The sequence below is a fragment of the Endozoicomonas sp. 4G genome (genome assembly GCF_023822025.1).
Taxonomy (GTDB): Bacteria; Pseudomonadota; Gammaproteobacteria; order Pseudomonadales; family Endozoicomonadaceae; genus Endozoicomonas_A.
Genome location: NZ_CP082909.1, coordinates 4,761,175 through 4,778,156, shown reverse-complemented (window position 1 = coordinate 4,778,156; position 16,982 = coordinate 4,761,175). Strand labels below are relative to the sequence as shown.

Genomic DNA, 16,982 nt, shown 5'->3' with positions numbered 1-16,982 from the left:
ATTATTGGTAGTGCACCAGAGAATAGCCAAGAATTTCTGAGATGTTGGTGGATTGAACCTTGAGTTCTGCAACATCAATCATTCGTCCCTCCATAGTTCAGTAATTTTCACAATGCTGCCGTCACCCCCAAGTATTGGCAAAAAACTTTCGGTCAGCACAAAGCGGCTATCGGCGCTGAAGCTGGCTGTTTGGATTGGATAGGGGTGGATGATTGCCTCTTCCCATGCCCCATCGCCCTTCAGTTCAATGATTTTCGCGGTACGATCAAAACCAAAGGTCATCACAAAGCGGCCATTGGCACTGAAGATGGCTGAAGTGAGCGGACCAGTATGATAGAAAGTGAGTCCTTGTTCCCATGATCCATCATTCTCGTAGCTAAGGATTGTCGTTCCATCATTATCGGTGATGACTGCATGTTGGCTATCGGGACTGAAGGTGGCTGAGAAGATCCCACTATTGTGCTCCATAGTGATTTCTTCTTCCCATGATACCTCAGTCTTTTCGCCGTAGATTGTTGACTGTTTGTCGTAACCGGTGGTCATCACGTGGCGGCTATCGGGACTGAAGGTAGCAGAGTAGACATGATCATTATGGGAAATGATGGCTTTTATTCCCCATGATCCATCGGCCCGTTTACCGATGATTTTAACCAGATGATCCCAGCCGATAGTCAGCACATGTCGGCTATCGGGGCTGAAGGTGGCTGATGCGATCGAACCACCGGTGTTAGTGTGGCTAATGGTGAATTCTTCTTCCCATGATTTGTCGTCTTTCTGACCAATGATTTTTGCCGTACCATCGCCACTGGCGGTCACCAGATAGCGGTTATTGGGGCTAAAAATGGCTGAGTTGACATAGCGCTTATGGGTAACGAAAAATTTTACTTGCCATGATCCATCGGCTGATTTGCCTGTGATTTTTACCACCTTATCTTTGCCGACAGTCACTACATGGCTACCATCAGCATTGAAGCTGGCTAAGCGGATCGGACCATCATGGTTGATGGTTCCTTCTTCTTTCCATGGTCCATCCTCCTTCTGAACATGGATTTTTGCTGTACCATCTTTGCTGGCGGTCAACACCCGGCTATTGTCGGCGCTGAAGGTGGCTGAATAAATGGGCTCACTGTGGCGGATAGTGATTTCTTCTTCCCATAATCCATTTTCCTTCCGAACATAGATTTTTGCCGTACCATCGTTGCTGGCGGTCAACACACGGCGACTATCGGCGCTGAAGCTGGCTAAAGTGACGGAACCATTGTGGTGAACAATGAGTTCTTCCTCCCAGGTTCCATCGGGCTGATAGACACAGACTTTCGCAGTGCCATCGTCACTGGCGGTTACCACACGGTGGTTATTGGCGCTGAAGGTGGCTGAGTAGACTATACCGTCATGATGGATCTCCGCTTTTGTCACGGCATGAAGGATGCGTCGCAAGAGTTTTACAAACTGCGAATCATCAGATGCCTGGCTTTTATGTCGGCAAAATTGGACAAAATGGTACAAGGTTTCATAACTTGTTTTTTTTGGATTCCATTCCTTAACTGCTCTTTCTGCAATCGCTAAAGAATGACAACCGTCGCATTTTCTCAATAGTTGGTTAAAGTCGTTAAGCTTTTTTCTTAAGGCCTTTACCTCTGCTCGACAGGTAGGGCAAGTTCTAATTGAACCATTGTGATTTCTTTTTTTGAGCCACTGATGTAAACAATGTAGGTGAAAAAGGTGATTGCAGGGCGTTTTCACTATATTTGATGTGCGTGCAAACTGCTCCTGACATACCGGGCATTCTGCACCAATAATGTCTGTAGGTTCTTCTTTATCCACACGCAGTGCATTATTGCCGAAAGCATTGATAGCGATGTAATTACTTTGAAGACGCACTTCATTTGATAAGCGTATTAATTCATGGAACGATGAGTGCTGGTTAAATTGTTTCAAGATATCCAGAAAAGAGGTGGGGAGTGTTAATGATTGTGCATTATTTATAATCTCATTCCTTATGGAAAAATCTGATATTTCATCTAATAGATTGCGAATACGCTCAACCGGGTTTGAATAAGTCAGGAACAATTGCAGGAAGTACTCAGTAAAGCAACATTTTTCAAAATGCCCTATCTGTGGTTGTTGGTCGGATTGATTGACCTTGTGGATTATGTCCAGAACAATCCTGGACAAAATCATCTGGCGGTTGTTGCCAGCGGCTTCTATCAGCTGCTCGATAAATCGGTCGCGTGCTGAGTGATCACGGGAAGAACGCGGCAGTGCCAATATCGCCTCAAGAGGAGTCATAGTATCGCCCCTGATGGTTGTGCCTTTTGTTTCCAGAATCTGCAAACGCTTATGCATGTCCAGCTTATCCAGTATTGCCCGCAGTTTATAAACGGCATTGGGATCTTCGCTTTCAATGATGGCTAAAAGCTGATTGGCAAGTAGCTGAAGGTTCTGAGTCGACGCATTATTTTGATTCTCATCGCCATTGTCGTCTTTTCTGTTATTGCCATCGCCGCTGCTACCATTACCTTCTTCCGGTGATTTGTTCTCCCGATTTTCAGGTGCTTCTCTTTTCTCCTGTTGATGCTGGTTAGTTGCGTCATTTGATCCTGCATTAGTTTTGCTGCCAGAGGGTTGACTATCCTCATTACCTGCCTGTCGGCCATCACCAGAATCCTTACCTATGGACATCAGCCAGTTGATGACAGGTTGCAGAATAGTCAGGTCAATTTCGAACAATCCCGATGGCCTGCCGCCTCCCCAGGGAGGAGGAGGCAAATAAAAGAAGCCACCGTTGTCTCCGTTGCCGACACTGGGAAAATCGGCTTTGCCAGCGGGCTTGCCTCCTGTCACTGTCAGGGTGCTATTGCGTTTTCTCCCATCATTGATTTCAATCCGAACCTTGCGCCCATCGGGATGATGGCGGTCAATAAGCGTTGAGGAATAGCATAACGGCGCAATCATCATAGCTAGCATCATAGCCAGCAGGGAGAGAACAAAAATACCAACCATGCTCCTCTTGTTTGCCAGGAAGCGCCAGAACAATCCGTGTTGAATGTCTGTCCTGGAAAAATAAAAGAACGCCATGGGTGAATCTCATTATTGGTAGTGCATCAGAGAATAGCCAAGAATTTCTGGTATGCTGGTGGAGTTACTCTTCCTTCCATAGTTCAGTAATTTTCACAATGTCGTCGTAAACAGTATCAACTGATGAGATCTTGCAGGTGGTCACCACAAAGCGGCTATTGGCACTGAAGCTGGCTGAGGAGATTAGATTGCATTGGCGGATAATGATTTTATCTTTCCATGATCCATCGTCCTCAAGGTGAGTGATTATCACGTTGCCATTACAACCAAAGGTCATCACAAAGCGACCATCGGCACTGAAGGTGGCTGAGTTGATCACAGTAGAATTATGATAGATAGTGAGTCCTTCTTGCCATGATCCACCATTCTTGTGGCTATGTATTTTTGCCGTTGTACCATCGGTGGTTAATGCATGTTGACTATCGGCACTGAAGGTGGCTGAGAAGCTCCAACTATTGTGGTGGATAATGATTTCTTCTTCCCATGATACATCAGTCTTTTCGCCGTAGATTTTTGACTGTTGGTCGTAACCGGCGGTCACCACATGGCGGCTATCGGGACTGAAGGTGGCTGAGTTGATCTCATCACTATGGGAAATGGTCGCTTTTACTACCCATGATCCATCGGCCCGTTTCCCAATGATTTTAACCAGGTTATCCTCGCCGATGGTCAGCACATGTCGGCTATCGGGGCTGAAGGCGGCTGACCTGATCCGACCATTGGTTCCAATGTGGCTAATGGTGAATTCTTCTTCCCATGACTTATCGTCTTTCTGGCCGATGATTTTTGCCGTACCATCGTCACTGGCGGTCACCACATAGCGGCTATCGGGGCTAAAGGTGGCTGAGTTAACACCGTTCTCATGGAGAACGATAAATTTTACTTGCCATGATCCATCGGCTGATTTGCCCGTGATTTTTACCACGTTATCTTTGCCAACAGACACCACATGGCTACCATCAGCACTGAAGCTGGCTAAATGGATCGAACCATGATGGTTGATGATCACTTCTTCTTCCCATGATCCATCCATCTTCTGAACATGGATTTTTGCTGTCCCGTCGTCACTGGCGGTCAACACACGGCTATTGTCGGCGCTGAAGGTGGCTGAATGAATGGGCCCACGGTGGCGGATAGTGATTTCTTCTTGCCATGATCCCTCCCCCTTCCGAACATAGATTTTTGCTGTCCCATCGTTACTGGCGGTCAACACACGGCGACTATCGGTGCTGAAGCTGGCTAATTTGACCGGGCCATCGTGGTGGATAATGAGTTCTTCCTTCCATGATCCATCGGACTGATAAACATAGATTTTCGCAGTGCCATCGTCACTGGCGGACACCATACGGTGGTTATTGGCGCTGAAAGTGGCTGAGTTGACCGCACCGTCATAGTGGATCCCGGCTTTTGTCACGGGATGAATCAGGCGTCGCAAGAGTTTTACAACCTGTGAATCATCAGATGCCTGGCTGCTATGTCGGCAAAATTGGATAAAATGGTGCAAGGTTTCATAATCTGTTTCCGCTTTATTCCATTCATTAACGGCTCTTTCTGCAATCGCTAAAGAATGACAACTGTCGTATTTTTTTAATAGTTTATCAAAGTCGTTAAGTTTTTTACTTAAGGCATTTAATTCTTTTCGACATATAGGGCAAGTTCTCATTAAATCATCTCGACTCCTTTTTTTGAGCCACTGGTTTAAACAATCTACGTGATAAAGGTGATTGCAGGGTGTTTTCACCATAACCCTATTTGACGAGCGTACTAACGGTTCCTGACATACTGCACACTCTGCATGAATAATGTGTGTAGATTTCTCTTTATCAACACGCAGTGCATTGTCGCCGAAAACATTGATAGCGATGTCATCATTTATGGTTTCAGAGGCACTGTATTTCGGCTGTATACGCAGTTCATCTGATAAGCGCATTAATTCATGGAACGACGGGTGCTGGTCACATTTTGCCAAGGTATCCAGAAAAGAGGCAGGAAATATCAATGATTGTGCATCATTTATAACCTCATTCCTTATGGCTACATCTGATATTTCTTCTAATAGATTGCGAATACGCTCAACCGGGTTTGAAGTAATCAGAAAAAATTGAGTCAAGTACTCAGTAAAGCAACGTTTTTCAAAATCTCCTATGGGTGGCTGTTGGTGAGATTGATTGACCTTGTGGATTATGTCCTGAACAATCTTGTACAAAATCATCCGGAACTTGTTGTCAGAAAAAATCATCAGATAGTAGTAGCCAGCGGCTTCTATCAGCTGCTCGATAAACCGGTTGCGTGCTGAGTGATCACGGGAAGAACGCGGCAGTGCCAATATTGCCTCAAGAGGAGTCATAGTATCGCCCCTGATGGTTGTGCCTTTTGTTTCCAGAACCTGCAAACGCTCATGCCTGCCCAGCTTATCCAGCATTTCCCTGAATTTAAAAACAGCAATGGGATCTTCGCTTTCAATGATGGCTAAAAGCTGATTGGCAAGTAGCTGAAGGTTCTGAGTCGACGCATTATTTTGATTCTCATCGCCATTGTCGTCTTTTCTGTTATTGCCATCGCCGCTGCCACTATTACCTTCTCCCGGTGATTTGTTCTCCTGATTTTCAGGTGCTTCTCTTTTCTCCTGTTGATGGTGATTATTTACGCCATTTGATCCTGCATTAGTTTTGCTGCCAGAGGGTTGGCCATCCTCATTACCTGCCTGTCGGCCCTTACCTATGGACATCAGCCAGTTGATGACGGGTTGCAGAATTGTCAGGTCAATTTCGAATAATCCCGATGGCCTGCCACCTCCCCAGGGAGGAGGCAAATAAAAGAAGCCGCCGTTGCCTCCGTTACCGACACTGGGAAAATCGGCGTTGCCAGCGGGCTTGCCTCCCATCATTGTCAGGGTGTTGTTCCGGGTTTTCACATCATTGATTTCAATCCGAACCTTGCGCCCATCGGGATGATGGCGGTCAATAAGGGTTGAGGAATCGCATAGTGGCACAACCATCATAGCCAGCAGGGAGAGAACAAAAATACCAATCACTCCCTTCTTGTTTGCCAGAAAATGCCAGAACAATCCGTCTTGAATGTCTGTCCTGGAAAAATAAAAGAACGCCATGGGTGAATCTCATTATTGGTAGTGCACCAGAGAATAGCCAAGAGTTTCTGAGACGTTGCTGGAGTTACTCTTCCTTCCATAGTTCAGTAATTTTCACAGTGCTGCCGGGACCATCAGGACTTTTGGTCAGCACAAAGCGGCTATTGGCGCTGAAGCTGGCTGAGGTGATTGAACAGAGGTGGCGGATAGTGTGTTGGAAAGCGCCATTCAGGGATTTGATTTTCACGATACCATCTCCAAGTGTCATCAGAAAGCGGCTATCGGCACTGAAGGAGGCGGCAGTGAAATCATAAAATTGATAGTCAGGGAGTCCTTTTTTCCATGATCCATCATTCTCGTAGTTAAGGATTGCCATTCCATCATCATCGATGATGACTGCATGTTGGCTATCGGGACTGAAGATGGCTGAGCTGAGACCATCGTGGTGGATAGTGATCTCTTCTTCCCATAATGCATCGGTCTTTTCGCCGTAGATTTTTACTTGTTTGTCGTCACTGGTGGTCATCACATGGCGGCTATCGGGACTGAAGGTGGCTGAGTTGATACGAGCACTATGGGAAATGATGGCTTTTACTCCCCATGATCCGTCGGCTCGTTTGCCAATGATTTTGACCAGGTTATCCTTGCCGACAGTCAGCACATGTCGGCTATCCGGGCTGAAGGCGGCTGATCTGATCTGACCATGGGTGCGAATGTGGCTGATGGTTAATTCTTCTTCCCATGATTCATCGTCTTTCCGGGCAATGATGTTTGCCGTACCATCGTCACTGGCGGTCAGCACATAGCGGTTATCGGGGCTAAAGATGGCTGAGTTGACACGGTGCTTATGGGAAACGATGATTTTTACTTGCCATGATCCATCGGCGGATTTACCCGTGATTTTTACCACGTTATCTAAGTCGGCAGTCACCACATGGCTACCATCAGCACTGAAGCTGGCTAAATGGATCGGAAAATCATGGCTGATGGTTCCTTCTTCTTTCCATGATCCACCCTCCTTCAGAACATGGATTGTTGCTGTCTCATATTCGCTGAGGGTCAACACACGGCTACTATCGGTGCTGAAGCTGGCTGAACGAATGAGCCCGTAGTGGTAGGTAGTGATTTCTTTTTGCCATGATCCATCCTCCTTACGAGCATGGATTTTTGCTATCTTATCGTCACTGACGGTCAACACACGGCTACTATCGGCGCTGAAGCTGGCTGAGGGGATTGCAAAGGGGTGGCGGATAGTGAACTCTTCCTTCCACGATCCATCGATCGCATCGCCATAGATTTTCACAGTGCCATCGCGACTGGCGGTCACCACAAGGTGGTTATTGGCGCTGAAGGTGGCTGATGTGATCACACCGTCATGGCGGAACTCGGCTTTTGTCACGGGATGAATGAGGCATCGCAAGAGTTTTACAAACTGTGAACCATAAGGTTTAGGGCTGCTGTGTCGGCAAAATTGGATAAAATGGTACAAGGTTGCGTAATTTGTTTCTGCTTTATTCCATTCCTTAAATGCTCTTTCTGCAATAGCTAAAGAATGGCAACCCTTGTATTTTCTCAATAGATTGTTAAAGTCGTTAATGTTTTTTCTTAAGGCATTTAATTTTGCCCGATATGTAGGAGAATTTCTAATTGAATTATCATGATCCCTTTTTTTGAGCCACCGATTAAAACAGTCTACGTGACAAAGGTGATTGCAGGGTGTTTTCACTATAACCATAGGCGAGCGTACAAACTGTTCCTTACATACCTGACACTCTGCATTAACAATGTGTGTAGATTTCTCTTCAACCACTCTCATTGCAATAACGCTGTAAGCATTGATAGCGATGTAATCATTTTGCAGGCGCAGTTCATTTGATAAGCGTATTAATTCATGGAACGATGGGTGAAGGTTATATAGTTTCAAGGTATCCAGAAAAGAGTTGCGGGATTTCAATGATTGTGCATCATTTATAATCTCATTCCTTATGGCTAAATCTGATATTTGTCCTAATAGATTGCGAATACGCTCAACCGGGTGTGAATAATGCAGGAATAATTGAACGAAGTACTCAGTAAAGCAACGTTTTTCAAAATATCCTATGGGTGGCTGTTGGTGAGATTGATTGACCTTGTGGATTATGTCCAGAACAATATTATACAAAATCATCTGGTAGCTGTTGTCAGGTGAAACCATCATGCGGTTTTTGTCAGTGGCTACTATTATCACCTGCCAGATAAATTGATTGCGTATTGAGCCCTCATGGAAAGAACGTGGCAGTGCCAATATCGCCTCAAGAGGCGTGATCGTACTGCCCCCGATTTTTGTACATTGTGTTTCCAGAACCTGCAAACGCTGAGGCATGTTCAGTTTATCCAGCATTTCCTTGAATTTAACAACGGCATTGGGATCGTCGCCTTCAATGATGGCGATAAGCTGGTTGGCAAGTGCCTGAAGATCTTGAGTCGAAGCATTATTGTTACTTTGACTTCCATTGTCGTCTTTTCTGTTATTGCCATCCTCGCTGCCATCAAAGCTTTCTCCCGGTGATTGGTTCTCCCTATTTTCAGGTGTTTCTCCTTCTTCCTGTTGATGCTGGTTAGTTGCGTCATTTGATCCTGTGGGTCTGCTGCCAGAGGGTTGGCCATCCTCATTACTTGCCTGTCGGCTCTTATCTGTGGACATCAGCCAGTTGATGACGGGTTGCAGAAGAGTCAGGTCCATTTCGAATAATCCCGATGGCCTGCCGCCTCCCCAGGGAGGAGGCAAATAAAAAAAGCCGCCGTTGCCTCCGTTGCCGACACTGGGAAAATCAGCGTTGCCAGCGAGCTGGCCTCCGGTCAATGTCAGGGTGTTGTTCCGGGTTTTCTCATCATTGATTTCAATCCGAACCTTGCGCCCATCGGGATGATGACGGTCAATGAGGGTTGAGGAATAGCATAATGGCGCAATCATCATAGCTACTAGCATCATAGCTACTAGCATCATAGCCAGCAGGGAAAGAACAAAACGGCACCTTGAGTTCTGAAACATCAATTATTATTCCTTCCATAGTTCAGTAATTGACACAATGTTGTCGAACACACCCTGTCTTCCCAAAAAACTTTGGATCAGTACAAAGCGGCTATTGGCGCTGAAACTGGCTGAGAAGATTGGACTGGGTTGGCGGATAATGATTTTTTTTTCCCATGATCCATCGCCTTTCAGTTGAGCGATTTTCGCGGCACCATCCAAACCAAAGGTCATCACAAAGCGGCCATTGGCACTGAAGGTGGCTGAAGTGACCTTATCGGTATGATGCATAGTGAGTCCTTTTTCCCATGATCCATCATGCTTGAGGCTATGAATGTTTGCCGTTCCATCATGACTGGTGGTGACTGTGACTGCATGTTGGCTATCGGGACTAAAGGTGGCTGAGGAGACCGAACTATTGTAGTGGATAGTGATTTCTTCTTCCCATGATACATGGGTCTTTTCGCCGTAGATTTTTGCCTGATGGTCTTTACCGGCGGTCACCACATGGCGGCTATCGGGGCTAAAGGTGGCTGTGTTGATCTCATCACTATGGGAAATGATGGCTTTTACTACCCATGATCCGTTGGCCTGTTTACCAATGATTTTAACCAGGTTATCGTCGCCGACAGTCAACACATGTCGGCTATCCGAGCTGATGGCGGCTGATATGACCGAACTATCGGTGATGTGGCTAATGGTAAATTCTTCTTCCCATGATTCATCGCCTTTCCGAGCAATGACTTTTGCTGTGCCATCGTCACTGGCGGTCACCACATAGCGGTTATCGTGGCTGAAGATGGCTGAGTTGACATCGTCCCTATGGATAACGATGATTTTTACTTGCCATGATCGATCGGCTGATTGGCTCGTGATTTTTACCACGTTATCTTCGCTGACAGTCACCACATGGTTACCATCGTCACTGAATCTGGCTAAATCGATCGGACCATCATGGCTGATGATCCCTTCTTCTTCCCATGATCCAACCTCCTTCTGAACATGGATTTTTGCTGTACCATCTTTGCTGGCGGTCAACACGCGTCTATTATCGGTGCTGAAGGTGGCTGAATGAATGGGCCCACTGTGTTGGATAGTGTGTTCTTTTTCCCATGATCCATCCTCCATCTGAACATGGATTTTTGCTGTCCCATCGTCACTGGCAGTCAACACACGGCGACTATCGGCGCTGAAGCTGACGAATTTGACCGGACCACCGTGGCGAATGGTGAATTCTACCTTCCATGATCCATCGGACTGATAGACATAGATTTTCGCAGTGCCATTGCGACTGGCGGTCACCATAAGGTGGTTATTGGCGCTGAAGGTGGCTGATTTGATCACATCGTCATGGCGGATCTTGGCTTTTATCACGGGATGAAGGATCTGTTGCAAGAGTTTTACAAACTTGGAATCATCAGATGGCAGGCTGCTATGTCGGCAAAATTGGACAAAATGGTACAAGGTTTCATAACTTGTTTCTGCTTTATTCCATTCGTTGACTGCTCTTTTTGCAATAGCTAAAGAATGAAAGCCGCTGTATTTTCTTAATAGTTTGTCAAAGTCGTTAAGTTTTTTACTAAAGGCGTTTAATTCTGTACGGCAAGTAGGACAATTTCTAGTTTCACGATCCAGCTCCCTTTTTTTGAACCACCGATTTAAACAATCTACGTGATAAAGGTGACCACAGGGTGTTTTCACTATATTTGATGTGTGTACAAACTGCTCCTGACATATCGTGCACTCTGCAGCAATAATGTGTGTAGGTTCTGCTTTATCCACATGCAGTGCATGGTCGCTCAAAGCATGGTCGCTCAAAGCATTGATAGCGAAGTAATTATCTATGTTTTGAGAGGCACTGTATTGCGCCTGTATACGCACTTCATCTGATAAGCGCATTAATTCATGGAACGATGGTTTATGGTCAGATTGTGCCAGGACATCCACAAAAGAGTCGGGAAAGATCAGTGATTGCGCATCATTTACAACTTCATTCCTTATGGCTAAATCTGATATTTCTTCTAATAGATTGCGAATAGGCTCAACCGGGTTTGAATTAATCAGGAACACTTGAGTCAAGTACTCCGTAAAGCAACGTTTTTCAAAGTCTCCTATGGGTGGCTGTTGGTGAGATTCATTGACCTTGTGGATTATGTCCTGAACAATCTTATATGAAATCATCAGGAGTTTGTTGTCATCATAAATCATCAGGTAGTCGTCGCCAGCGGATTCTATCAGATGCTGGATAAATCGATTACGTGCTGACTGCTCATGGGAAGAACGGGGCAGTGCCAATATCGCCTCAAGCGGCGTGACCGTAGCTCTGATGTTTGTGCCTTTTGTTTCCAGAACATGCAAACGCTGACGCAGGTTCAGCTTATCCAGCCTTTCCCTGAATTCAAAAACGGCGTTGGGATCGTCGCTTTCAATGATGGCTAAAAGCTCATTGGCAATTACCTGAAGATCCTGAGTCGAAGCATTATTTTTACTCTGCTCGCCATTGTCGTCTTTTCTATTATTGCCATCGCCACTGCCATCATTGCCTTCTCCCGGTGATTGGTTCTCCTGATCTTCAGGTGCATCTCTTTTTGCCTGGTGGTTAGTTGCGCCATTTGATCCTGCATTAATTCTGCCGCCAGAGGGTTGTCCATCCTCATTAGCTGCCTGTCGGCCATCGCCAGAACCCTTACCTATGGACATCAGCCAGTTGATGACGGGTTGCAGAAGAGTCAGGTCAATTTCAAATAATCCCGATGGCCTGCCGCCTCCACCTCCCCAGGGAGGAGGAGGCAAATAAAAGAAGCCTCCGTTGCCGACAACGGGAAAATCGGCATTGCCAGCGGGCTTGCCTCCCGTCAATGTCAATGTGCTATTGCGTGTTCTCTCATCATTGATTTCAATCCGAAACTTGCGCCCATCGGGGTGATGACGGTCAATAAGGGTTGAGGAATAGCATAACGGTACAATCATCATAGCTAGCATCATAGCCAGCAGGGAAAGAACAAAAATACCAACCATGCTCTTCTTGTTTGTGAAACGCCGGGACAATCCGTGTTGAATGTTTGTTCTGTAAAAATAAAGAAACACCATGGATGAATCTCATTATTAGTAGTGCACCCGAGAATAGCCTAGAATTTCCGGGACGTTGCTGGAGTTACTCTTCCTTCCATAGTTCAGTAATTTTCACAATGCTCTTTTGACCCACAAGTGTTGACAAAAGACTTCGGGTCAGCACAAAACGGCTATTGGCACTGAAGCTGGCTGAGATTGGATAGGGGTGGCGGATAATGAATTGGGTATGGTTTTTTTCTTTCCATGATGAATTGTCCTTCAGGTAAGTGATTTTCGCGATACGATCCAAATATAACGTCATCACAAAGCGGCAATCGGCACTGAAGATGGCTGAAGTGACCAAAAAATCATGATGGATAGTGAATCCTTCTTCCCATGATCCACCATTCTTGTGGTTATGGATTTTCACCGTTCCACTATAATGGGTGGTTGCTAGATGTTGGCTATCGGGACTGAAGGTGGCTGATCTGACCCAATGATTGTGGTGGATAGTGATTTCTTCTTCCCATAATGCATCGGTCTTTTCGGCGTAGATTTTTGTCCGTTTGTCGTCACTGGCGGTCGCCACACGGCGGCTATCGGGACTGAAGGTAGCTGAGTTGATACGTTCACTATGGGAAATGGTGGTTTTTACTACCCATGATCCGTCGGCTCGTTTACCAATGATGTTAACCCGCTTATCCTCGCCGACAGTCAGCACGTGTCGACTATCGGGGCTGAAGGCGGCTGATATGATCCGATTGTTTCTCATCCAGTCAATGTGCCGAATGATGATTTCTTCTTCCCATGACTTATCGTCTTTTTGGGCAATGATTTTTGCCGTGCCATCATTACTGGCGGTCACCAAATAGCGGTTATCGGCGCTAAAGATGGCTGAGTTGACAAAGTCCTTATGCATAACGATAAATTTTACTTGCCATGATCCATCGGCTGATGTGCCCGTGATTTTTACCAGGTTATCTTTGCCGACAGTCACCACATGGCTACCATCGTCACTGAAGCTGGCTAAATGGATCGGACCATCATGGTTGATGGTTATTTCTTCTTTCCATGATCCATCCTCCTTCAGAACATGGATTTTTGCTGTACCATCGACACTGGCGGTCAACACACGGCTATTATCGGCGCTGAAGGTGGCTGTATAAATGGGCCCATGGTGGCGGATAATGAATTCTTCATGCCATGATCCATCCTTCTTCTGAACATGGATTTTTGCTGTCCCATCTTTGCTGGTGGTCAACACACGGCTACTATCGGCGCTGAAGCTGGCTAATGTGACCGCATTATCGTGGTGGACGGTGAGTGCTTCCTTCCATGATCCATCGGACTGATAGACATAGATTTTCGCAGTGCCATCGTCACTGGCGGTTACCACAAGGAGGTTATTGGCGCTGAAGGTGGCTGAGTTGATCGTACCGTTATGGTGGATCTCGGCTTTTGTCACGGGATGAATGAGGGTTGGCAAGAGTTTTATAAACTGTGAATCATCAGATGCCTGGCTGCTATGTCGGCAAAATTGGACAAAATGGTACAAGGTTTCATAAGTTGTTTCTGTTTCATTCCATTCCTCAACTGCTCTTTTTGCAATAGCCAGAGAATGGCAACCGTCGTATTTTCTCAATAGTTCGTTAAAGCCGTTAAGTTGTTTTCTTAAGTTAGTTAATTTTTCCCGACATACAGGGCAAGTGCTAATTGAATCATCTCGCTGCCTTTTTCTGAGCCGCTGATTTAAACAATCTACGTGATAAAGGTTATTACAGGGCGTTTTCACTATATTTGACGTGCGTACAAACTGCTCATGGCATACCGCGCACTCTGCATCAATAATGTGTGTAGATTCTTCTTTATCTACGCGCATTGCATTCTCGTCGAAAGAATGGATAACCATGTAATCATCTATGGTTTCAGAGGCTACGTCTTGGGCCTGAATACGCAGTTCATTTGATAAGTGTATTAATTCATGGAACGACGGGTGCTTGTTACATTGTGTCAAGGTATCCAGAAAAGAGCTGGGGAATACCAATGATTTTGCATTATTTATAATATCATTCCTTATGGTTAAATCTGATATTTCTTCTAATAGACTGCGAATACGCTCAACCGGGTGTGAATCAAGCAGTAACAATTGAATGAAGTACTCCGTAAAGCAACGTTTTTCAAAATGTCCTATAGGTGGCTGTTGGTGAGATTGATTGACCTTGTGGATTATGTCCAGAACAATCTTGGACAAAATCGTCAGGTGGTTGTTGTCAGACCAAATCATCAGGTAGCTGTTGCCAGTGGCTTCTATCAGCTGCTTGATAAATCGGTTGCGTGTTGAGTGCTCATGGGAAGAACGCAGCAGTTCCAATATTGCCTCAAGAGGCGTGACCGTACTCGTACCGCCCCTGATGTTTGTGCCTTTTGTTTCCAGAACCTGCAAACGCTGAGGCCTGCCAAGGTTATCCAGCATTTCCCTGAATTCAAAGGCGGCGTTGGGATCGTCGCTTTTAATGATGGCTAAAAGCTGGTTGGCAAGTACCTGAAGGTCCTGAGTCGAAGCATTATCTTTACTCTTCTCTCCATTGTCGTCTTTTCTGTTATTGCCATCCCCGCTGCCATTATTGCCTTCTCCCGGTGATTTACTCCCCTGATCTTCAGGTGCTTCTCTTTTCTCCTGTTGCTGGTGGTTAGTTGCGTCCTTTGATCCTGCATTGGGTCTGCTGCCAGCGGGTCGACCCTCCTCATTAGCTGCCTGTTGGCCATCGCCATGATGGGTTTTCAAGACAGTGCGCTCAAGAAAGAGCTGTAAACAGCTAAGCTGCCGTTGAAAGCTGTCGCTGGCCGGACAAGTCGTGGTGGCGCGTTGGAGGAGAGTGTCCCAGAAATCAATATCAGTCAGCTGTTCAATATCGAGAAAGCCAAGCCAGCTAACGGGTATAACGGCTTCACTGGTAGAGCCATCGGCATTGACGCGGGTGATTTGCAAACGTGCCGGGGAGGGCTGCTCCTCAAACGAGACAGAATCCTTACCTATGGACATCAGCCAGTTGATGACGGGTTGCAGAATAGTCAGGTCAATTTCGAACAATCCCGATGGCCTCCCTCCTCCACCTCTCCAGGGCGGCGGAGGCGAATAAAAGAAGCCTCCGTTGTCTCCGTTGCCGACACTGGGAAAATCAGCGTTGTCAGCGAGCTTGCCTCCGGTCAATGTTAGTGTGCTATTGCCTGCGTGACCGGTTTCCAGCCCACTGTCAGCCATATTGTCGGGTAAGGCCAGAAGGGTGACTGGAGTCGTGTTGGCTTTGCCGTTCAGGAGCTGATCGGTGGTTACGGAAGCCAACTCGGGTCGCTCCGCCGTCGTGGATTTTAAATGAACCAGTGTGCCATTCGCTCGTTGGAAAACAGGTGTTTGCTCCCTTGTCGGTAATACCAGCTGATAGCAATAGTTGCTCAGGTCGTTTATGACTAATGTTGCGATGCTGTTGGAATCTGCTGGCGCTATAGGTGCTTTAAAGCAAAGGGTATTGTTTCGGTCATTGAAACCTTCTGGCAGCAGCAAACTTATTTTCCACTGACTCACATCCCGGGGATTTCTCCCATCATTGATTTCAATCCGAACCTTGTGTCCATCGGGATGATGACGGTCAATAAGGGTTGAGGAATAGCATAATGGTACAATCATCATAGCTAGCATCATAGCCAGCATCATAGCCAGCATCATAGCCAGCAGGGAAAGAACAAAAACAGCAAACACGCCTTTCTTGTTTGCCAGAAAATGCCAGAACAATCCGTGTTGAATGTCTGTTTTGTAAAAATAAAGGAACGCCATGGGTGAATCTCATTATTCGTTCTGCATCGGAGAATAGCCAAGATTTTCTGAGGATCAAGTGGAGTTTTCCATTCAAGACGTAGTTGAGAAACCAGAATCAGCCGGAGACAACACCGTTGCGGCTGATTTGGGTATCATTCATACCGCTGTCATGACGGACGGCATCAAATCAACGGCTGTTGTTGGTCGTGGCTTGCGTTCATTGACGCAAGGCAAGAACAAGAAAATAGCTGGCTACACACGTCTAATAGACAAATGCCAGAAGGGTTCCCGTCGAAGACGGAAACTCAAGGCAGAAAAGGCCAGATATCTGCCACGATACCACAGGCAAGTTCACAACTTGCTACATCATACCGCAAACAAGATGATCGACTTTGCCGTTGAACGGCAAGCCGGAACATTAGTTGTTGGGGATGTGACAGAAATAGCACGTAACAAGCGTAAGCAGAAAAAGGGATCAAGACGCAGCAACCAGGAGAACAGCGGGAACCCGCTAAGTCGATTGGTTGAGTACCTGACGTATAAGGGTCAGTTGAGAGGGGTTGATGTGGTTAAGATCAACGAATCTTACACCACTCAAACGTGCCCTAAGTGCGGTCGCAGGCACAAGCCAAGTGGGCGCAACTATAAGTGCCAGGGTTGCGGTTATGTTGCAGCGAGAGACGAAGTCGGAGCTTGCAACATCCTGAACAAATACATCCACAATGGACGTATGGTTCCTGATTCGATTCTGCCTACGGGAAGCGTGAAGTATCTACGACCGACCTTGCTACGCAAGTCGCCCGTAGTAGTGGCTTTGAATGAGCCTACTTTGCTTGGTACTACCCTTGATTCAGTTTTGGCGTCTGAGGACGCAGGTTCGGTTGAACCGTCCAAACAGAGTCTTGTGGCTTAACCAAGAAGAATCCCCTTTCTTTAGGAAG

The 16,982-nt window shown here is 46.3% G+C and carries 6 protein-coding genes; 1 reads left to right on the top strand and 5 read right to left on the bottom strand.

Going from position 1 to position 16,982, the window contains the following annotated elements; translation table 11 throughout:
- Nucleotides 1-78: 78 nt before the first annotated feature.
- The 5 genes from K7B67_RS18865 to K7B67_RS18845 all read right to left on the bottom strand — a co-directional run bounded on the left by K7B67_RS18865 (nucleotide 79) and on the right by K7B67_RS18845 (nucleotide 16,059).
- Nucleotides 79-3,078, bottom strand: coding sequence for an RING finger domain-containing protein (locus tag K7B67_RS18865; protein WP_252177411.1), 3,000 nt, complete (start codon nucleotides 3,076-3,078; stop codon nucleotides 79-81).
- A gap of 64 nt (nucleotides 3,079-3,142) precedes the next feature.
- Complete coding sequence (locus K7B67_RS18860; RefSeq protein ID WP_252177410.1) at nucleotides 3,143-6,187, bottom strand: RING finger domain-containing protein; 3,045 nt, start codon at nucleotides 6,185-6,187, stop codon at nucleotides 3,143-3,145.
- A 64-nt stretch (nucleotides 6,188-6,251) separates the two neighbouring features.
- On the bottom strand, nucleotides 6,252-9,197 hold the full coding sequence (locus tag K7B67_RS18855; protein WP_252177409.1) for a hypothetical protein: 2,946 nt from the start codon (nucleotides 9,195-9,197) through the stop codon (nucleotides 6,252-6,254).
- A 6-nt stretch (nucleotides 9,198-9,203) separates the two neighbouring features.
- Nucleotides 9,204-12,266: an RING finger domain-containing protein gene (locus K7B67_RS18850; protein WP_252177408.1), complete on the bottom strand. Its 3,063-nt coding sequence runs from the start codon at nucleotides 12,264-12,266 to the stop codon at nucleotides 9,204-9,206.
- Nucleotides 12,267-12,330: 64 nt separating this feature from the next.
- Nucleotides 12,331-16,059 (bottom strand): RING finger domain-containing protein, encoded by a 3,729-nt coding sequence (locus K7B67_RS18845; RefSeq protein WP_252177407.1) that lies wholly within the window; start codon nucleotides 16,057-16,059, stop codon nucleotides 12,331-12,333.
- Nucleotides 16,060-16,117: 58 nt separating this feature from the next.
- Here K7B67_RS18845 and K7B67_RS18840 point away from each other — a divergent pair, with 58 nt between their 5' ends.
- Nucleotides 16,118-16,954, top strand: coding sequence for an RNA-guided endonuclease TnpB family protein (locus K7B67_RS18840; RefSeq protein WP_252177406.1), 837 nt, complete (start codon nucleotides 16,118-16,120; stop codon nucleotides 16,952-16,954).
- Nucleotides 16,955-16,982 lie beyond the last annotated feature (28 nt).